The following is an 18,542-nucleotide window of genomic DNA, read 5'->3' as shown; positions in this document are numbered from 1 at the left end:
AATGTGCCAACAGCACGTTTAACTATTCATCTCACGAAGCCTGATTTTAGTAAGCACCTGTTTGGTATTGAGCGGGAAATCACCATCCATCATCCAGGCATAATAACTCGGTTCATTTTTAAGGACTTCTGACACCGGCCTCCCTTTATGTTTCCCAAAATTGAAAACTTCTACCCCTTTCTCATCATAGACAAACCGTCCGGCAAAATCCACATTATTATTGAAACTCGAATACTCTTTTGATAGCACCTCGATATCATTCTCCAGATCAGGATAACGGTCGAGTTGAGATTTCAACACTTCATAAGTAGCGATGGTATCCGCTTCGGCAGAATGTGCATTCTCCAGTTTTTTATTGCAATAAAAGGCATATGCCGCTTCGAGTGTACGCTGTTCCTTTTTATGGAAGATGATCTGCACATCCACAAATTTACGTTTACTCATATCAAAATCCACACCGGCTCGGAGGAACTCTTCCGCCAGCATCGGCACATCAAACCGGCTCGAGTTGAAGCCGGCCAGGTCACACCCTTCCAGTTGGTCGGCCAGTGACCGCGCCACCTGTTTAAAGGTAGGGCAATCTTTCACGTCATCATCAGTGATACCGTGAATCGCTGTAGCCTGGGGAGGAATAGGTATCTCGGGATTGATACGCCGCGATCTTACTTCCTCCTTTCCGTTAGGATGGACTTTTAAAAATGATATCTCTACAATACGGTCGCGAGTGATGTTGATCCCGGTCGTCTCCAAATCGAAGAAGACCAACGGATTCCTAAGATTTAACTTCATCTGGTTATTGTTAGTCATTCAACATCATCGGCATCAGCAACGTCAGCATATCTTCGTTTTCCTCCTTATCTACAGGAAGGATCAATCCCGCACGTGACGGGTCAGAAAGCTCTATCCGCACATCAGAAGAGGGTATATTGTCAAGTATATCAATCAGGAAAGAGGCTTTAAAGCCAATATTCATCACATTCCCTTCGTAAGTGCAAGGAATAGTTTCTTCTGCTGTAGTCAGGAAATCGATATCCTGGGCAGTCACCACTATCTTATCTTCTGAAAGTTGGAATTTAACCAGGTTGCTGGCCGGATTGGAGAATACAGCCACACGTTTGAGTGCGTTCAACAGTGTCAGGCGGTCCAGCACAAAAGTGTTGGGATTATTCTGCGGAATTACTGAATTATAATTGGGATAGCGCCCTTCCACAAACCGGCATACCATCTTGTAAGACGACATGGCAATGTATGCGTTATTTTCATCGAACTTAATCTCTACCGCACCTGACTCTTTCGGTAAGAGCGATTTGAGCAGGGTTGCCGGTTTTTTAGGCAGGATAAATGATGAACGTCCTTCTCCTTTGGTCTCGGTAGTAGTCACACGTACCAGTTTGTGTCCGTCAGAAGCCACGAAAGTAAGATCGTCGGTAGTAATATCAAAATAGATACCGTTCATCACCGGACGCAATTCATCGTCTGCGGTAGCAAAGACAGTCCGGTTGATACCCGAGAAAAGTGTATCGACCTCCACCGTCAATGTCATAAATGAATCTTTGAGCGGCTTTGGTTCCGGGTATTCATCTCCTTTCAGACCAACAAAATTGTACTTCCCATTATGATAATAGAGAAATATTTCCAACGTTTCGTCATTGATATCGAATGTAAGCGGCTGGTCAGGCAATTCACGCAGCGGATCGAGCAGGTTCCGGGCATTGATGGCCAGGCTTCCTTCACCTTCCGCGCTATTCACCTCCACCGTTGTTTCCAGCCGAGTCTCATTATCAGCTGCGGTTAGTGATAGTGTGCTGCCCTTTAAATCGAGCAAAAAGCAGTCGAGAATAGGCAATGTGTTTTTGGAATTGATAACTCTGCTTATGGCCTGCAAGTGACTCAATAGTGCGGCGCTTGATACTACAAACTTCATACGATAATATTTATTTTTTTATTTATCTTTATCTTCAGCAAATATATAAAATTATCCCGGTGCTTCGATCCTTTTTCCGATAAATTTTCAATGCCTGTTTAAAATTCACATCAACTTCTCGGATGATGTTCTATGATTTCCTGTCGCAGAAAATTGCGGTCGATATGCGTATAAATCTCGGTAGTGGTAATTTTCTCATGTCCCAGCATCTCCTGGATCACCCTTATATTGGCACCCCTTTCGAGCAGATGAGTTGCAAACGAATGACGAAAAACGTGCGGGCTGATCTTCTTTTGCAAACCTACTTCTTCGGCATAACGCTTGATATAATAAAACACCGTGACACGGGAGATCGCTTTGCCACGCGAGCTGACAAAGAGAATGTCTTCATTTCCCTTCCGGATGGGAATTTGATTGCGGTAATAAAGCCAATCCTTAATCTTCCGTATCGCCACATCGGAAATAGGTACCAGCCGTTGTTTGCTTCCCTTCCCTTCCACACGTATAAATCCCTCCTTGAAAAAGAGATTCGAGAAACGGAGATTGGTCAATTCGGAGATACGAAGTCCACAACTGTATAATGTTTCAATAATAGCGTAGTTACGGGTCCCTTCAGCCGTCGAGACATCAATGACAGCCAGTAGAGAATCGATCTCCTCCACCGATAAAACAACCGGAAGTTTCAGTCCGATCTTGGGAGCCTCCACTAATTCAGCAGGGTCATCCGGACGAATTTTGTCCAGCACCAGAAACCGAAAAAAAGATTTCAGGCCTGATATAATACGGGCAATGGAACGTGGTGAGATATCCTTATCATGCAATTCCGAGAGAAACTCTTCGAGATGGACGGTCTGAACAGATTTCATATCAATCCCTTTGTTTTCCATGAAATCAAGCAATTTCTGCAGATCGGTCATATAGGCGTCAATGCTATTCGCCGATAATCCCCTCTCTAACAGAAGATAACGTTTGTATTTTTCAACCTTTGGATCCCGATCCATCTCAATTTTCATCGAACTCTTTTCTGAGGGTTTCTACCTCTTCAAGATATTCCTGGATTTTATCCAGCACAAAAGCCTTCTCTTTATCCGGTAAAGTCTCTCCTTTTTCCAGTTTTTCCATAAGTCCTATTAACGACTTATTTCCCATTGACCGGAATAACGGTAATATCTTGTGAGTAATTGCCTGAACCATTTTTCCCTCTTTTTTCTGAAAAGCCTCCTGCAACTGGATACGGCACTCTGCCAGTTCATTGATAAACGATTGTAAAATGGCTACAGAAGCCCGTTTGTCATCACTCACAAATTCTATTAACGCTCTGGCTCCCTTCTCATCGAAAGATTGATTTTCTTCCTCAACGAAAGCTATCTGGCCTGGACTTTCACCTCGCACATGGTGCCAGATTATACTGTATAATCTATCAGAAGTGAACGGTTTAATAAGGAAACCGGTAAATCCTGCGGCCTTCATCTTTTCTCCCGACATATCCGATCTGGCTGACAAGCCTATCATGGGCATATTCTTTATTCGCTCACTTCCTAACCGGCGAATTTTTTCAACCAGTGCCAGGCCGTCGGTACCCGGCATCTGAATATCCATGAACAGGATATCGAATGACATCGACTCAAGGAGCGGCAACACTTTATCAGGATTCATCTCTGTCACACTCGTGACCTTCTTTCTGGAAAGCATTTCAGAAGTCATTGTCAACTGAACGGGGTCGTCATCCACAAGAAGTACGGAGATGCCTTCAAGATCCTGTGGTACAGTTTCAGAGTTATCCCTGCCCTTACTCTTTGGTTCATTCTCATTTGCATCTTTCAGGGGGATTTCCACAATGAATTCAGAACCTTCTCCTTTTCGGGAATTGAGACGAATGGTTCCCTTTAATGCCTCTATAAATCCCTTGGTAATGGCCAGTCCCAGACCACTTCCTTCCTCCCCGAGAGGATTATCCAGTTGCCTGAATTCCTGGAAAACGATCTGTTGGTCGGCTTCATCAATTCCCTCCCCGGTATCGTTGACTGAAAACACGAGGCGTTTCGATGAATCTTTATCTTCTAGCCAAGCGTTTACATGGACGCTTCCTTCCGATGTATATTTTACTGCATTGGAGATAATATTGTTCATGATCTGTCGTATCATATAGAGATCCCCATAAACAGCCAAATGTTTCGGCAGTTCATTCTTAACACTGTATTCCAGTCCTTTTCTTGCAGCCAGCGGCTTAAATCCTGAAGTCGTATTCCCAACAAGATCGTACAGGTTAAAGTCCGACTCCTTCAATTGCCAGCTACCCTCCTCTAATTTATGATAATCGAGTAATGCTGAGGCAAGCTCCAGAATATGCTCTCCTGAATTCTGCATATTGTTCAGGTAAGTCTCATTTTTCGGATTGCCATGGTAATCCATTAATTCAATAAATCCAAGTATTGAACTCATGGGAGCCTTGATATCATGCGATATGGTAAGCATCAGTTTCTCGCGCGAATCCAGCAAATCGGAAATACGCTTATTGGATGCCTCCAATTGTCTCCTGTAACGTTGACTCTTATTGATATCTATCAGGAAGAGTATGGCAAAAACAAATGCTATGGACAATGCCACACAAAAAGCGATAAACATGGTATGTTGCGAATTTGCAAGCATCTCCTCTTTTTCCTTCAGGAGTCTCAGCGACTTCTCCAACTCTTCATGTTCAATCCCTTTCAACAGTTCGTCTATCTGCAAGGTAAGCATTCGGTTAGTTTCGGTCATCGTTTCCTGACGCTTGAGGTAAGCTAACTGGAATTGCCTTTGCCGTTCCAAATCGAGCCTCTCTGAATAACGGACTTTGTTGATAATGGTATCTACGATCAGTTTAAGGTCATTATCCGATACTATCGATTTTTTTTCTATCACAACGGTTGAGTCGGAACGGGCCACGAATACATCACGTACCCGATCAAGAAAACCTCTCCTGGAGCCGACGACTACACTCGTATCATTCTGATTGACATCAGCGTTATTCAGGTTTTTGCTCTCCAAATAATCGGATATTTCCTTGTTCAGCTTCAGAGGCACATAACTGCTCTCGGTCTGCGCCACTACCCTTGGGGCACGACGAATAGAATCGAGCAATGCGGCAACTTCCTGCAGATTTTCCCTTTTCTTGTCGACCAGCAGTTGAATGGTATCCAGTTTCTCTATCCGCGAGGAATCGACAGCAACCTCTTTCAATTCAACCAGATTGGCTTTGATTTTCGGCGCTATGGAATCGTACTTAAGAAAATATTGTTCTGCATTTTCCGCATTAATAAGATTCTGCTCACTCTCAATCTCATAAAGCATGGATAATGTGTTTCCCACAATCAATAATTCTGACATGTCCTCACTGCTTATCCTTTTGTTTGAGTAGTCAACCAAATTATGATAAAGAGCGACAAGCCCAAATGCCATCACTACCACTACAAGCAAGTACCCTATAATGACTGTAAATTTAATCTTCAATGAGCCTTGTTTTTTATTTTCAGGTAATGATCGCATATCATTTTCAATTGTTTGGAAAAACGTTGTAAAGCTTTATTTTATTGTAGAGTGTTTTCCTGTCGATATTCAAAATAGACGCCGCCATTGTTTTATTACCCTTGGCCAGTTCCAATGCTTCTATAATCTTTTCCTTTTCATAATATTCCTTACGAAGCCCCTGGATCGGATTTAATAATAGCGTACGGTCTTCGTTCTTTGTTTTGTCCCCAAATAACTCCGGAACAATGGAAGCAGGAATGATTTCATCCTCTGTAAGCAAAGCAGCTTTTATGATGCAGTTCTTCAATTCCTGTATATTTCCCGGCCAGGCATATCCGGTGAGGCGCACCAATACGGCAGGATCAATGGCTTCTATCTTTTTATCAAGTGTGGTATTGGCAAATTGAAGAAAATGATTGGCAAGGAAGCTAATTACCTCTTTTTTACCTTTCAGGGTAGGTAATATAATACAATCCTGTATTATCAGGTTGTAAAGTTTGGGTATAAGACGTCTTTGCAATTCATCCTTGCTTATTTCGGTACTCATGATCACTTGCGTAAAATCATCGTCCTTTTTTTGTCTGGTAAGGATGCCCAACAATTCATTCTGCTGGTTAATATCGAGATAAGCAGTTTGCCGTATATATAATAATCCACCTTTTGCTTCCTGGAATTTCTGCATAAGTGGTGACCTATCATCACTTCCGTTGGACGATGTACGATAGGAGTTTGCACTATCGGCCGACTTATCATTATCAAAAATTACAAATGGCTCCGATAAATGGGTTCCCTTTTCGTAGATATATTTCGCTACTGAGAGTTTTCCTGTTGCCGGATCCCCAATAATCAACCGGTGCAGGTTATTTTCTGCAGTATGTTCGAGCTCCTTGTAAAGTTTGCTGTATTCTTCACCAGGGAATTTGATAAAATTATCTGAGAACCGGGTCTGTCTCAATACCCGTTCCTGAAGGGTAAAGGCTTCATCTATTTTCTTAAAGAGCTGCTCCGGTTCAATGGGCTTGGAGATATAATCTACTGCGCCCGATTTCATCGACTCGACCGCCGATTCAATGTCTGCATAGCCGGTCATCATGATTACAAGAATATCCGAATCATATTTCTTAACCCAGGAAAGAAAATCGAAACCGTCTGCATCCGGCATCCTTATATCACACAGAATTAGATCAAACGGTTGTTCCTTCACCTTCTGCTTTGCCTCTTTTACACTGGAGGCCGTTTCCACACCGAAATCTTTTTTTACCAGCCAGGATTTCAGCATCAGACAGACAGTCAGATTGTCGTCAATAACAAGTATATTCCTGTTTATATTATCCATAATAGAATATTGGGTACAACATTCCGGAAGCCTATAGTTTATTTTTCTCTTTTTCCAACTCTCGGGGTATCATAACAGATGCATAGAGTAAAAATATTGCTCCGACGATCATTGCCAGTACCCACTCATTACGTTCCCTGAACATCAGATAGGTCGCTACAATCATCGATATGCATGAAAATAGCTGAAAATTAAACAATCTCTTACCACGGATACTCTTCCCTGGATACGGGTTTGTAAAAGTGATGGCAGTAAATATTACCACGGACACGGCCATTATCCAAGGTACTACAGCAGGTATAAAAAGATACAATACCGCTGACAATAAAATCAAAATACCGGAAATCCGAAACAAGACATCCTTTACACGATGCATTTTATTTGTTATATATGCTAATTTTTTTTGTGAAATATCAACCAAAACCCGGTTATGACCTTACAAAGGTACCACTTTTTTTAATTATTTCAACTTAATCCTATCTCACTTCTTCTCTTTGATGATAAAAATTTCTTCATTCTCCTTTTTCATCAGATAATTTTCCCTGGCGAACTTCTCCAGATCTTCTTTATTGGACTGAAGTTCATTCAGCTTTTCCCTATCTGCCTCCGTCTGCTTCCGATAAAATTCGATTTGGGATTCAAGGTCTTTTATCTGAGACTCATACCGCATTCTTTTGGTAACACTGCTGTCACTGAAAAAAAAGAGCATTGCGACCAGCACAAGAAGAATAATGATTTGGTAGGCTGTGAGACCCAGAATTCTTCCCGACCCGAACTTCTTTATATATTTATTCATTGTTACACAACTTTTAAGCAATACAAAAATAGCGTCTTTTTTCCAATTGTGCGAACCATTGCATGGAAATAAATCCAAAATATACACCTACCCTTGGGGCAAATTAAACAAAATAAAGTATCTTTACGCTCAAGTTAAGAAATTAAAAATAGTTGTATGAAGAAAATCATTGCTGTAATTGCGTTATTATTCGTAATTTCCACATCCTTTCCCTGTACAAATTTACTGGTAGGAAAAAAAGCCTCCACAGACGGATCTACATTGATATCTTATGCTGCTGATTCCTATGCACTTTATGGCGAACTGTACCACTGGTCCGCCAGAGAATACAGTCCCGGAGAGATGCTCAAGGTGTATGAATGGGACTCGGGGAAATATCTTGGAGAGATACCTCAGGTTCTACGGACTTACAACGTGATCGGCAATATGAACGAACATCAGTTAGCCATTGGTGAGACTACTTTTGGAGGAAGAAGTGAACTATCCGACTCTACCGGCATCATGGACTATGGAAGCCTCATTTACATTACACTTCAGCGTGCCAAAAATGCCCGCGAAGCCATCAGCATAATGACCGGATTGGTAAGGGATTACGGTTATTACAGTTCAGGTGAATCGTTTTCTATTGCCGATCCTAATGAAGTATGGGTAATGGAAATGATCGGCAAGGGTCCCGGCAATAAAGGGGCTGTCTGGGTAGCTGTACGTATTCCCGACGATTGCGTATCGGCTCATGCTAACCAGGCACGGATACAGCAATTTCCGATGAATGATCCCGAAAATTGCATCTACTCTCCCGATGTGATCTCGTTCGCCCGCGAACGAGGATATTTCGATGGGGACGATGCCGATTTCAGTTTTGCCAAAGCCTATGCTCCGCTCGATTTTGGTGCACTCCGCTATTGTGAAGCACGTGTATGGTCGTTCTTCAATAAAGTAAACAAGGATATGGCCCAATACGTCACCTATGCACAGGGAAAAACTACGGATCCCATGCCACTCTATATCAAGCCGGACAGAAAGTTGAGCGCACAGGATATCCAAGAGATGATGCGCGACCATTATGAGGGGACCGAACTCGACTGGCGTTTCGATGTAGGCGCAGGTCCTTTCAACTCGCCCTACCGTTGGAGTCCGCTCTCTTTTGAGGTCGATTCCGTGGAGTATTGCAATGAACGTCCTATCGCTACTCAACAAACTGCTTTCTCTTTCGTAGCGCAAATGCGTTCCTGGCTACCCAATGAAATAGGGGGCATCCTCTGGTTCGGTATCGACGATGCGGCACAAACGGTGTACTATCCGTTCTATTGCGGCCACACCGAAACACCTCACGAAATGACTGCCGGAAATGGCGACCTGCTCACTTTTTCATGGACATCCGCTTTCTGGATTCACAATTGGGTCTCCAATATGGTGTATACCCGTTACAGCGATATGAGCGTAGACATGAAAAAAGTGCAATCGAAGCTCGAAAACCAATTCCAAACCGCACAAACCGAAGTAGAACAGGAAGCGGCGCGGCTCCATGAACAATCTCCCCCGCAAGCTGTTCAGTATCTTACACAATACACCAACAACCTTGTAAAAGAAGGTGTAGCAGAATGGAAAAAACTGGGTGAATATCTTATGGTGAAATATGTAGACGGTGTAATCAAAAGAGAGGAGAACGGACAATTTAAGCGCAACCCATACGGGGAACCGGCTTCTCCTTTACGTCCGGGATATTCGAACGAATATTACAGAAAGATAGTCGACCAGACTGGCGAAAAATACAAAGTACATCCTATTGAATAAACAAAAAATAAGACTGTTTTAACATGGAAGAAGAAACATTATTAGCCCAGGTCACCGATAAGGCTATGTCCTGGATTAAAGGAAATTACGATGCTGATACGAAAGAAGAGGTACAACAGATGCTCGACAGCCACGATAAAACAAAACTGATCGATGCATTCTATAAAGATCTTGAATTCGGCACCGGCGGTCTGCGCGGCATCATGGGTGCCGGTAGCAACCGAATGAACATCTATACGGTAGGTTCTGCCACACAAGGGCTTTCGAATTACCTCAAAAAAGAATTTGCCGACCTGGATGAAATCAAGGTAGTGATCGGGCATGACTGCCGTAATAACAGCCGTAAATTTGCTGAAATCTCGGCTGATATCTTCAGTGCAAACGGCATCAAAGTATATCTTTTTGAGAATCTGCGTCCTACCCCTGAAGTATCTTTCGCTATCAGAAGGCTGGGATGCCAGAGCGGAATTATGATTACCGCTTCACACAATCCCAAAGAATACAACGGTTATAAAGCTTATTGGAACGATGGTGCGCAGGTGCTTGCCCCGCACGATAAAAATATCATTGCTGAGGTTAACCGTATTAAATCGGTAGATGATATCCGTTTTGAGGGAAACAAAGGCCTGATCGAGATTATTGGAAAGGATATGGACAAAGCGTTTATCGAAGAGGTAAAAAAACTGGTGCTCTCTCCGGAGGCCATTACCCGCCATAACGACCTGAAGATTGTCTATACGCCGATCCATGGAGCCGGAAGCACGCTCGTGCCCGATGCTTTGAGAGCTGTAGGTTTTACCAATATCATCTCCGTACCTGAACAGGATGTGATAAGCGGAGATTTTCCGACTGTGGTATCCCCCAACCCGGAAGAATCGGCAGCACTCGACCTGGCTATCAAAAAGGCCATTGAAACCGGTGCCGACCTGGTGATGGCAACCGATCCCGATGCAGACCGTATCGGCACGGCTATCCGGGACAATAAAGGGAATTTCATTTTAGTCAACGGTAACCAGACGATGCTGATCTGCCTCTATTACCTGATGACCCGTCGCGATGAACTGCAACTGCTTACGGGTAAGGAATATGTAGTAAAGACAATCGTCACCACCGAACTGGTAAAAGAAATTGCCACTAAGAGGGGAATTGAGATCTTCGACTGCTACACTGGGTTCAAATGGATCGCAGAGATCATCCGCCAGAACGAAGGAATAAAAAAGTATATCGGAGGAGGAGAAGAGAGCTACGGCTTCCTGGCCGGTGACTTCGTACGCGACAAAGACTCCGTATCGGCCTGTACCCTGTTCGCAGAGATAGCAGCCTGGGCACGTGACAACGGGAAGAGTATGTACGAACTATTGCAGGATATTTATCTGGAATACGGCTATTCCAAAGAAGTGGGTATCTCCCTCGTACGCAAAGGCAAGGAAGGTGCCGATGAGATAGAAGCTATGATGAAGAATTTCCGGGTGAATCCTCTGGCTTCACTGGGCGGATCCCCGGTCACCCTTGTGAAAGATTTTGCAAAACTGGAGGCTGTAGATTATATTCATGGCGAGCATATCTCCCTTGAAATGCCAACCACTTCCAACGTCCTGCAATACTTCACGGAAGAAGGCACAAAACTCTCTATCCGCCCTTCAGGGACAGAACCAAAAATCAAATTCTATATTGAAGTGAAGAGTGGTCACGCAAAAACAAGAGAGGCTCTGGAAGAAGCAGAAGCAGTTGCAAATCGAAAAATTAATGCTATTCGCGAAGAATTGGGCATTTAATTGATTTGAAGATTTGCTGATTTAACGATCCCGGCAAGTCGGGACAACTTGTCCCGTTTTTTCACTTTTAGTTTACCTGTCTTGGTTCGTGGCTCTTTATTGTTTACTCTAAAAAAATATGAAACGAAAACTAACAATAGCTTTGGTGGCGCATGACCACCGCAAAGCCGATATGGTGGAATGGGTGGTTTTTAATGCCGATTTTTTGTCGAAGCATCACCTCGTTTGCACCGGCACCACCGGAACACTGGTACGTGATGCTTTGTACGAAAAAGGAGTCTGTCCTGACTTCACTATAATGAATTCGGGGCCAATGGGTGGTGATGCAGAGATTGCTGCTATGGTGGTTCGTAAAGAGATAGATCTGGCCGTTTTTCTGATAGACGACCTCAATCCGCAACCTCACGAAGCAGATATCATGATGTTGCTCCGGCAGTGCCGGGTGCATAATGTACCCATAGCCTGTAACCGGTACAGCGCCGACCTCATGATCACCAGTAATCTATGGGATGATGATGACTATACTCCATCCCCACCCCGATATGAGAAATTTGACAGGGAATCGTTGAATCTCTGAAACAACGATTAACTAAAGATTTGATCCCTCATCAGCCGACAATAGCCAATGAGGGATTTTTTAATAGATGGTTATCCTTCATAATGCGGACAAAAGCAAAACTAAAAGTCACAGCCTACCACAAGGAATTGGAAAACAACCTGTGAACTTTTAAATATAGCGCAACAAATAACTAAAGATGAGTAAGAATTGTATCACAAAATCCGCGATAATTTGAATTATCGCGGATTTACGCGATACTCCATATTATTGTTTAAGTATGCAATAATTTAAAATATTGCGCTAATATGCAATATTATATTTAACTTTGTGATTCAATTATAACAACCATAACATGATAGCAGTTATAAAAGGGGATATCATCGCATCAAGGAAGCTGACAGATCAGGAGAAATGGCTGTCACCATTAAAGAACCTGTTGTCCACATGGGGAAAGACTCCCGAGCAATGGGAGTTGGTGTGGGGTGATTTTTTTCAGATAGAGATTGATCACCCGGAAGAAGCACTCCAAAAAGCCTTTATCATAAAGACGCTGATAAAAAAAACAGAACCACTGGATGAGCAAAAAAAGATCAGTCCCATAGATGTGAGAATAAGCATAGGGATAGGAGAAAAGACCTATACGGGTGTAAAAATATCAGAAAGTAACGGATCAGCATTCATCTACGCCGGTGAAAAATTTGATGCCCTTAGAAAGGAAAAGATCACTATGGGGATAAAAAGCCCCTGGTCGCCTTTTGATGAGGAAATCAATTTATATCTGAAATTAGCCGGCACTTTTATGAATAAATGGACTATATCTTCGGCAGAGTTGATGCACGCAGTACTTCAAAACAATACATATACACAGCAAGAGATTGGGAAATTGTTGGGAATAAAACAAAGCGGCGTCAGTGGAAGATGGAATCGGGCCAATGTAGAAGAAGCATTGGATGTGGAAAAGATGTATCGAAAAAAGATTAAAACTCTACTATCATGATATTGCTCATCAAACTCATATTGGCTCACTTTATCGGGGATTTTTTATTGCAACCCAAATCGTGGGTTAAAGAGAAAGAGACTAAAAAACTCAAATATCCTCAATTCTATCTGCATATTTTACTGCACGGCATATTATACCTATTGATACTTTGGGATTGGAACTATTGGCTTTTGGCATTGGTACTGATGTTTGCACACGGGATAATTGATATAGTAAAACTATATGCCCAAAAAGAAGACAACAAACCCAAGTGGTTTTTGATAGACCAGGGGCTGCATATCATCACCATCGTGGTATTATGGTATATTTGGAGCGGATTAAGTTTCAATTTTCATGAATGGTTCGATAATGTAAATGTATGGATTTACATCACAGCGATACTTTTTTTAACGGTAGTAAGCAGTATAATCATACAGGTTCTCATGTCCAACTGGTCAAAATCGTTGAACGACAATAACGATGCATCCCTGGCCAGTGCAGGCAAGTATATCGGTATATTAGAGCGATTATTTATCTTTACATTTATATTAACCGGTAATTGGGGAGCTATCGGATTTTTACTGGCTGCAAAATCGGTTTTCCGTTTTGGGGATTTAAGGGAATCAAAAGACAGAAAATTAACAGAATATATTTTAATCGGGACCTTACTCAGTTTTGGTATAGCCGTAGCTACAGCAATGCTTGTACTGGAATTACAATGAGATTATATCAATAACTCTTCCTCGCAGAGGCTAACGAACATTTATATAAAAGGGATGAAACATTCAATCCCTTTTTTTGTTTTAATAAGAGATGATTGTAACAGGGCACCGATATGAAGACTCATACGACAAATTATTTCAATACATTGATTGAAGTGGCGGAAGATACAAAAGTAAACTGTGGAACAATACCGCCTGCAAAAGATAAAAAGACCGTCGCACAAATGCAATACGAACTGCTGGATGGTAATCCATACAACTACAGTTCCGATGATGTACTGTTTCTGGTATATGCAGAAAGGAATAATATCCCCCAAGATGAATATCCCCGGGCAAGGGAACAGTTCTTCTCGAAAGGACAACCCTGCATGCGCACTTCACCGCTGACAAAGAATTACGGCTTTGGGATCCATAGTAACGGCGAAGGAAAGATCGCTCTCTACGGAATGGAAACCAAAGAGTATCAACAGTTTTCAGCCGATACTACTGTAAAGAAGATAAAAGCGATGAAACGAACATGAATTGCCTTGCAATCGACGTAGTCAATTACGAAGTAAGACGTAGTCAATTACGAAGTAAGACATAGTCAATTACGAAGTAAGACGTAGTCAATTATGAAATAAGACGTAGTCAATTATGAAATAAGACGTAGTCAATTATGAAATAAGACATAGTCAATTACGAAGTAATCGACTCATTGCTTGATGAAAAAGTTCCATACACCAAAATGAAAAAATAAAATAATCATATGAAACGAGCATGACAATCATTATCACACAAGAACATGATTAAAAGCGAGTTCCATACGATACAATTGAATATAAATAATTTTAATCGTATGAATAAACTAATTGTAATAGTATCACTGATGGCCATCGTACAAATGAGTCCGGCCCAGTCCCTGAAAACGGTCTCTTATATGGACGGAACACAGGAATTGAATGGGTTAGTTACTGCCAATGCAGGACAACAATTACCCGGCGTATTAATCCTGCCAGCATGGAAAGGTGTTGACAATGAAGCCAGAACGGCTGCTTTAGAATTGGAAAAAGAGGGTTACATTGCCTTTATCGCAGATATTTACGGCAAAGGGAATATCCCGGAGGACAATGCATCCGCCGCGAAATTATCCGGGTCCTACAAAAGCGACTATAAAGCGTATCAGCACCGGATCGCTTTGGCGTTAGAGCAACTGGAAAAGCAAGGCGCTTTGCCTGACAAGATAGCCGTCATCGGTTATTGTTTCGGCGGGACAGGAGCCCTGGAAGCGGCACGTGCAGAATTTGACATACAGGGAGTCGTCTCTATACACGGAGGATTGGGTAAAGACAAAAGCAGACCGAATGCACCTATAAAAACAAAAGTATTGGTGGAACATCCGGCAGAAGACCAGAGTGTATCCCAGGAAGATTATGACAGTCTGGTGAAGGAACTGCGGGATGGCAATGCCGACTGGCAGATCATTATATACGCTAATAGCGGACACACCTTCACCAATCCCGAATCGCACGAATACAACGAAGTTATGGCCAAAAGAGCCTGGAAACATACATTGATGTTTCTCGAAGAGATATTAAAATAACAAACGTTTTTGCGAATTTCAAAACACAAAATAAAAGGATCCTGACAAAAAACGAATTGGCGGGGTATATCTCTATATCCCGTTGAAAACGGAAAAGTAAAATTATGAGCAAAATAAAGATCAACAACACAGATTTGAAGATAACCCGCATCAATCTGGGTGGAAATGTATTCGGATGGACACTGGATGAAACCAGGTCCTTTGAAATTCTGGACAAATTCATTGAAAAGGGTGGAAATTTCATCGATACCGCTGATACTTATCCCTGGTGGGTAAACGGCACAGGGGGATTATCGGAAACCATTATCGGAAAATGGATAAAATCAAGAGGGAATCGGCAGGATTTGGTCGTAGCTACCAAAGTCGGTTCTGAAACCAATGAGCACACTTCTGATATCAGCAGGAAGCATATCCTGCAATCTGTAGATGAGTCATTGCAACGGCTTCAGACCGATCATATCGATCTCTATTATACCCACTTCGATGATGAAAAGACGCCTGTCGAAGAAACATTGTCTGCTTACGACGAAATCATAAAGGCCGGAAAAGTTCGCTACATAGCCGCGTCCAATGTTTCACCTGAAAGATTGACAGCCTCTTTTGAAGCGGCGGAAAAAAACAACTTTCCCAAATATGTCGCTCTTCAACCGCATTACAATCTAATAGAAAGAGCAAAATATGAGAATGACTATTTACCTCTGGTGGAAAAATATAATTTAAGCGTATTCCCTTACTGGTCTTTGGCAGCGGGTTTCCTTACGGGAAAATACCGCTCCGAAGCCGATTTCAAAAAGAGTGTAAGAGGGGCGGGAGCAAAAAAATACCTGAATGAGAAAGGTTTTGCCGTTTTAGATACTTTGGATAAAGTTTCTGCCAAACACGGCACATCACAGGCGGCAGTCGCGTTGGCATGGCTCCTGGCACAACCGCATATAGGTGCGCCCATTGCAAGCGCGACAAACCAAAACCAACTGGAAACTCTATTTGTGGCAACCAAACTGGATCTGGATAAAGAAGACCTGGATTTACTTGATAAAGCGAGTAAATAAAACAGCTCAGTATTTCGCCTTATTACAAAGAGCTGAAAGAATAATCTGCAAATAAGATACGCACATATAATATTGGAAAAGAGGGATATATCAACATGATTTAACCCTCTTTTTGCTTGAATAATCTATTTGAAACAAACCCAAATATTCAATTCCCAGTCTGAAAGATCTTTCTGAGACTATAAAGATCAATTTTCAGGATGGAATTTATCGGGAACGACTCTTAGCATCTCTACAAAACAGTCTGATAATTGTTCGGGTAGAAATAGGGTAACTACATCATCCAGCTTCAAACCATATTTGTGTGAGAATTCTCTTATTTGCCGCTTTCGGAATATTTCCTTCAAGGCGGTACGTACCGATAAATCAGGATATCTTAATATGAAGCAAAGGAAATCAAAATATTTCTCTTTCATTTCAATATTTATCCTTGGGGATTGTTTTTTACTTATCTTCACCAGTGCCGACTGAACTGTTGGAGGCGGCATAAAACTAGCCGGAGGAACAGTATAGATTAATTCTAAATCATAAAACGTATGGTAAAACAGCACGTAGGGATTGAAAACTCTTCTCCGGAAGAGCTTTTGAGCCGCCTCTAACTGTATTACCAGACTCCCTTTTTCAAAAAATTCCGTATTATTATACATCAACGATCTAAGTATGTAAGAGGTAATACCATAAGGTATATTAGAAACTGCCTTGAATTGTTTCTGAGGTATCCGGAATTTCCTGAAATCTGAATTAACGACAGTAATATTTTTGTTGAAAGCAAATCTCGTTCTTAATTCAGCAACGAGACCAGGATCACTTTCAATAGCTATTACATTTCCTGAATATCTGACCAGATGGCCTGTAAGGAATCCCCGGCCTGCACCAATATCCAGGACCAGATCATTTTTTTGTATTTCAGCTAAGCGGATGGAATCTTCTATTAATTGTGTATCTATTATAAAGTGTTGTCCTGTAAATCTTACAGGAACTCTATTTTTGTTCATTGTACATTTCTTTTGGATGAATACTGCACTGAAGAGAGATCACAGAAAAGTGACAGACAGTATTATCCTGCAGAAATAACAAGACTGCATTGCCTTAGCTCAAAAAAGAAAACAATGCAAAACAAATAGTATTCTTCTTTTAAAAAAGGAGAAAACAAATAAAATAATCAAAGGACCGTCTATCACTTAGATAGCAGTCCACGGTCTGCTGAAATACATAATGTGTATATTTATTGTTACAAAAGTACACGATTTTTCTTTAAAAACTGATACCTTTGATGGTAGATAACGACTTTACTACATGAAATTGATAAAACGAATAATGATAATCCTTGTAAGCATTGTATTGCTGTTGAGCATTACGATATTTTTCTATATCCGGCAACCGAAGTTCGGCAGAGCTCCAAGCGGGGAACGACTCGAGCAACTACAACAATCCCCGAATTACAAAGATGGACAATTCCGGAATATCCGTCATACACCCAATTTCAGCGGAGATCAATCGCCTGCAAAAATCTTTTTCAATTTCCTTTTTAAGAAAGTTCCACGTACAAGACCCGTTGACGAGATCCCGTCTCTGAAGACAGATTTGAAAAATCTGCCCATCCATGAAAATGTGCTGGTATGGTTCGGCCATTCCTCTTATTTTATCCAACTCAACGGAAAGCGGTTTCTGATCGATCCGGTTTTTAGCGGCAACGCTTCGCCGGTACCTAATTCCAATAAATCATTCAATGGGACAGATGTATATTCGGCCGATGATATGCCTGAAATTGATTATCTGCTTATCACTCATGATCATTACGATCACCTTGATTATCCGACAATAATGAAATTGAAACCAAAGATCGGGCACATTGTCTGCGGTCTGGGTGTAGGAGCACATTTAGAGTACTGGAAATTCGACCCTGGAAAAATTACCGAGAAAGATTGGAACGAAAGTATGTTTATTTCCAATAATATCACCCTGTATACTGCACCGGCACGCCATTTTTCAGGCAGGAGTTTTTCAAGGAACAACACTCTTTGGCTGGCATTTATTCTACAAACCAAAGAGTTAAAATTATATCTCGGGGGCGACGGTGGATATGACACCCATTTTGCTGAAATCGGAGAAAAATTCGGTGGATTTGATCTGGCGATTCTGGAGAACGGCCAGTATAATCAGGCGTGGCGAGCCATCCATCTACTGCCCGAGGAGGGATTACAGGCAGCAAAAGACCTAAAAGCAAAACGCTTGTTTCCCGTCCATTCTTCTAAATTCAAATTAGCTCACCATCCCTGGGACGAGCCGTTAAAAACCATAACCGAAATGAATGAGCAAGGAGACCAGATACCACTGGTGACTCCCAGGATCGGCGAAGTTGTCTATCTGAACGACACTACACAGGTTTTCAGTAAATGGTGGGAGGGGATTAATTGAAATCTGAATAATATTAGCTACTTTTGTCGCCGAAGACAATCAGCTCCATTTGATGCCAAACCCATCAGTTGAAAATGTTGCCTTCTTTTCAAGTTGATCAT

At 41.9% G+C, this 18,542-nt stretch carries 17 protein-coding genes; 9 read left to right on the top strand and 8 right to left on the bottom strand.

From position 1 onward, the window contains the following. Positions 1 to 18: 18 nt before the first annotated feature. The 7 genes from PSM36_RS07590 to PSM36_RS07560 form a co-directional block, all read right to left on the bottom strand. On the bottom strand, positions 19 to 789 hold the full coding sequence (locus PSM36_RS07590) for a 3'-5' exonuclease (protein WP_076932124.1): 771 nt from the start codon (positions 787 to 789) through the stop codon (positions 19 to 21). 10 nt (positions 790 to 799) lie between these two features. Further along, complete coding sequence (gene dnaN, locus PSM36_RS07585) at positions 800 to 1,924, bottom strand: DNA polymerase III subunit beta (RefSeq protein ID WP_076930377.1); 1,125 nt, start codon at positions 1,922 to 1,924, stop codon at positions 800 to 802. A gap of 110 nt (positions 1,925 to 2,034) precedes the next feature. Next, positions 2,035 to 2,925: a site-specific tyrosine recombinase XerD gene (gene xerD / locus PSM36_RS07580; RefSeq protein WP_076932123.1), complete on the bottom strand. Its 891-nt coding sequence runs from the start codon at positions 2,923 to 2,925 to the stop codon at positions 2,035 to 2,037. Between the two features lies 1 nt (position 2,926). Next, a complete protein-coding gene (locus tag PSM36_RS07575; protein WP_161947558.1) occupies positions 2,927 to 5,413 on the bottom strand; it encodes an ATP-binding response regulator in 2,487 nt (828 codons plus the stop codon). Between the two features lie 43 nt (positions 5,414 to 5,456). Next, positions 5,457 to 6,767, bottom strand: coding sequence for a sigma-54-dependent transcriptional regulator (locus tag PSM36_RS07570; protein ID WP_076930372.1), 1,311 nt, complete (start codon positions 6,765 to 6,767; stop codon positions 5,457 to 5,459). A 31-nt stretch (positions 6,768 to 6,798) separates the two neighbouring features. Then, positions 6,799 to 7,143, bottom strand: coding sequence for a hypothetical protein (locus PSM36_RS07565; protein WP_076932122.1), 345 nt, complete (start codon positions 7,141 to 7,143; stop codon positions 6,799 to 6,801). A gap of 105 nt (positions 7,144 to 7,248) precedes the next feature. Beyond that, complete coding sequence (locus PSM36_RS07560) at positions 7,249 to 7,563, bottom strand: FtsB family cell division protein (protein WP_076930370.1); 315 nt, start codon at positions 7,561 to 7,563, stop codon at positions 7,249 to 7,251. Positions 7,564 to 7,719: 156 nt separating this feature from the next. Between PSM36_RS07560 and PSM36_RS07555 the strand changes: the two genes are divergently transcribed. The 8 genes from PSM36_RS07555 to PSM36_RS07520 all read left to right on the top strand — a co-directional run bounded on the left by PSM36_RS07555 (position 7,720) and on the right by PSM36_RS07520 (position 16,023). Beyond that, a complete protein-coding gene (locus PSM36_RS07555; protein WP_076930368.1) occupies positions 7,720 to 9,357 on the top strand; it encodes a C69 family dipeptidase in 1,638 nt (545 codons plus the stop codon). Positions 9,358 to 9,380: 23 nt separating this feature from the next. Continuing rightward, the gene (locus PSM36_RS07550; RefSeq protein ID WP_076930366.1) at positions 9,381 to 11,132 is read left to right on the top strand and encodes a phospho-sugar mutase; all 1,752 of its coding nucleotides are present in this window, start codon (positions 9,381 to 9,383) and stop codon (positions 11,130 to 11,132) included. Between the two features lie 118 nt (positions 11,133 to 11,250). After that, entirely contained in the window at positions 11,251 to 11,709 is a 459-nt protein-coding gene (locus tag PSM36_RS07545; protein WP_076930364.1) for a methylglyoxal synthase, read from the top strand. Positions 11,710 to 12,043: 334 nt separating this feature from the next. Further along, positions 12,044 to 12,688, top strand: a complete 645-nt coding sequence (locus PSM36_RS07540; protein WP_076930362.1) for a hypothetical protein — start codon at positions 12,044 to 12,046, stop codon at positions 12,686 to 12,688. Further along, complete coding sequence (locus PSM36_RS07535; RefSeq protein ID WP_076930360.1) at positions 12,685 to 13,392, top strand: DUF3307 domain-containing protein; 708 nt, start codon at positions 12,685 to 12,687, stop codon at positions 13,390 to 13,392. Before PSM36_RS07540 ends, PSM36_RS07535 begins: the two co-directional genes overlap by 4 nt. Positions 13,393 to 13,505: 113 nt before the next feature. Beyond that, positions 13,506 to 13,913, top strand: a complete 408-nt coding sequence (locus PSM36_RS07530; RefSeq protein WP_076930358.1) for a DUF6157 family protein — start codon at positions 13,506 to 13,508, stop codon at positions 13,911 to 13,913. 317 nt (positions 13,914 to 14,230) lie between these two features. Continuing rightward, positions 14,231 to 14,974, top strand: coding sequence for a dienelactone hydrolase family protein (locus PSM36_RS07525; RefSeq protein ID WP_076932121.1), 744 nt, complete (start codon positions 14,231 to 14,233; stop codon positions 14,972 to 14,974). 104 nt (positions 14,975 to 15,078) lie between these two features. Further along, on the top strand, positions 15,079 to 16,023 hold the full coding sequence (locus tag PSM36_RS07520) for an aldo/keto reductase (RefSeq protein ID WP_076930356.1): 945 nt from the start codon (positions 15,079 to 15,081) through the stop codon (positions 16,021 to 16,023). A gap of 188 nt (positions 16,024 to 16,211) precedes the next feature. Here PSM36_RS07520 and erm read toward each other — a convergent pair whose 3' ends face one another. Further along, a complete protein-coding gene (gene erm / locus PSM36_RS07515) occupies positions 16,212 to 17,018 on the bottom strand; it encodes a 23S ribosomal RNA methyltransferase Erm (RefSeq protein ID WP_076930353.1) in 807 nt (268 codons plus the stop codon). A 322-nt stretch (positions 17,019 to 17,340) separates the two neighbouring features. Here erm and PSM36_RS07510 point away from each other — a divergent pair, with 322 nt between their 5' ends. Continuing rightward, complete coding sequence (locus PSM36_RS07510) at positions 17,341 to 18,441, top strand: MBL fold metallo-hydrolase (protein WP_083710975.1); 1,101 nt, start codon at positions 17,341 to 17,343, stop codon at positions 18,439 to 18,441. Positions 18,442 to 18,542 lie beyond the last annotated feature (101 nt).

Source organism: Proteiniphilum saccharofermentans, assembly GCF_900095135.1.
Classification (GTDB): domain Bacteria; phylum Bacteroidota; class Bacteroidia; order Bacteroidales; family Dysgonomonadaceae; genus Proteiniphilum; species Proteiniphilum saccharofermentans.
Note: the sequence above shows the minus strand (reverse complement) of the source record. Positions and strands in the feature narration are given on the sequence as shown.

What these genes read in the sequence shown, in the direction of transcription:
- PSM36_RS07590 (WP_076932124.1), bottom strand. Translation starts at nt 789, where the DNA reads ATGAAGTTAAATCTTAGGAATCCGTTGGTCTTCTTCGATTTGGAGACG.
- dnaN (WP_076930377.1), bottom strand. Translation starts at nt 1,924, where the DNA reads ATGAAGTTTGTAGTATCAAGCGCCGCACTATTGAGTCACTTGCAGGCC.
- xerD (WP_076932123.1), bottom strand. Translation starts at nt 2,925, where the DNA reads ATGGATCGGGATCCAAAGGTTGAAAAATACAAACGTTATCTTCTGTTA.
- PSM36_RS07570 (WP_076930372.1), bottom strand. Translation starts at nt 6,767, where the DNA reads ATGGATAATATAAACAGGAATATACTTGTTATTGACGACAATCTGACT.
- PSM36_RS07565 (WP_076932122.1), bottom strand. Translation starts at nt 7,143, where the DNA reads ATGCATCGTGTAAAGGATGTCTTGTTTCGGATTTCCGGTATTTTGATT.
- PSM36_RS07560 (WP_076930370.1), bottom strand. Translation starts at nt 7,563, where the DNA reads ATGAATAAATATATAAAGAAGTTCGGGTCGGGAAGAATTCTGGGTCTC.
- PSM36_RS07555 (WP_076930368.1), top strand. Translation starts at nt 7,720, where the DNA reads ATGAAGAAAATCATTGCTGTAATTGCGTTATTATTCGTAATTTCCACA.
- PSM36_RS07550 (WP_076930366.1), top strand. Translation starts at nt 9,381, where the DNA reads ATGGAAGAAGAAACATTATTAGCCCAGGTCACCGATAAGGCTATGTCC.
- PSM36_RS07545 (WP_076930364.1), top strand. Translation starts at nt 11,251, where the DNA reads ATGAAACGAAAACTAACAATAGCTTTGGTGGCGCATGACCACCGCAAA.
- PSM36_RS07540 (WP_076930362.1), top strand. Translation starts at nt 12,044, where the DNA reads ATGATAGCAGTTATAAAAGGGGATATCATCGCATCAAGGAAGCTGACA.
- PSM36_RS07535 (WP_076930360.1), top strand. Translation starts at nt 12,685, where the DNA reads ATGATATTGCTCATCAAACTCATATTGGCTCACTTTATCGGGGATTTT.
- PSM36_RS07530 (WP_076930358.1), top strand. Translation starts at nt 13,506, where the DNA reads ATGAAGACTCATACGACAAATTATTTCAATACATTGATTGAAGTGGCG.
- PSM36_RS07525 (WP_076932121.1), top strand. Translation starts at nt 14,231, where the DNA reads ATGAATAAACTAATTGTAATAGTATCACTGATGGCCATCGTACAAATG.
- PSM36_RS07520 (WP_076930356.1), top strand. Translation starts at nt 15,079, where the DNA reads ATGAGCAAAATAAAGATCAACAACACAGATTTGAAGATAACCCGCATC.
- erm (WP_076930353.1), bottom strand. Translation starts at nt 17,018, where the DNA reads ATGAACAAAAATAGAGTTCCTGTAAGATTTACAGGACAACACTTTATA.
- PSM36_RS07510 (WP_083710975.1), top strand. Translation starts at nt 17,341, where the DNA reads ATGATAATCCTTGTAAGCATTGTATTGCTGTTGAGCATTACGATATTT.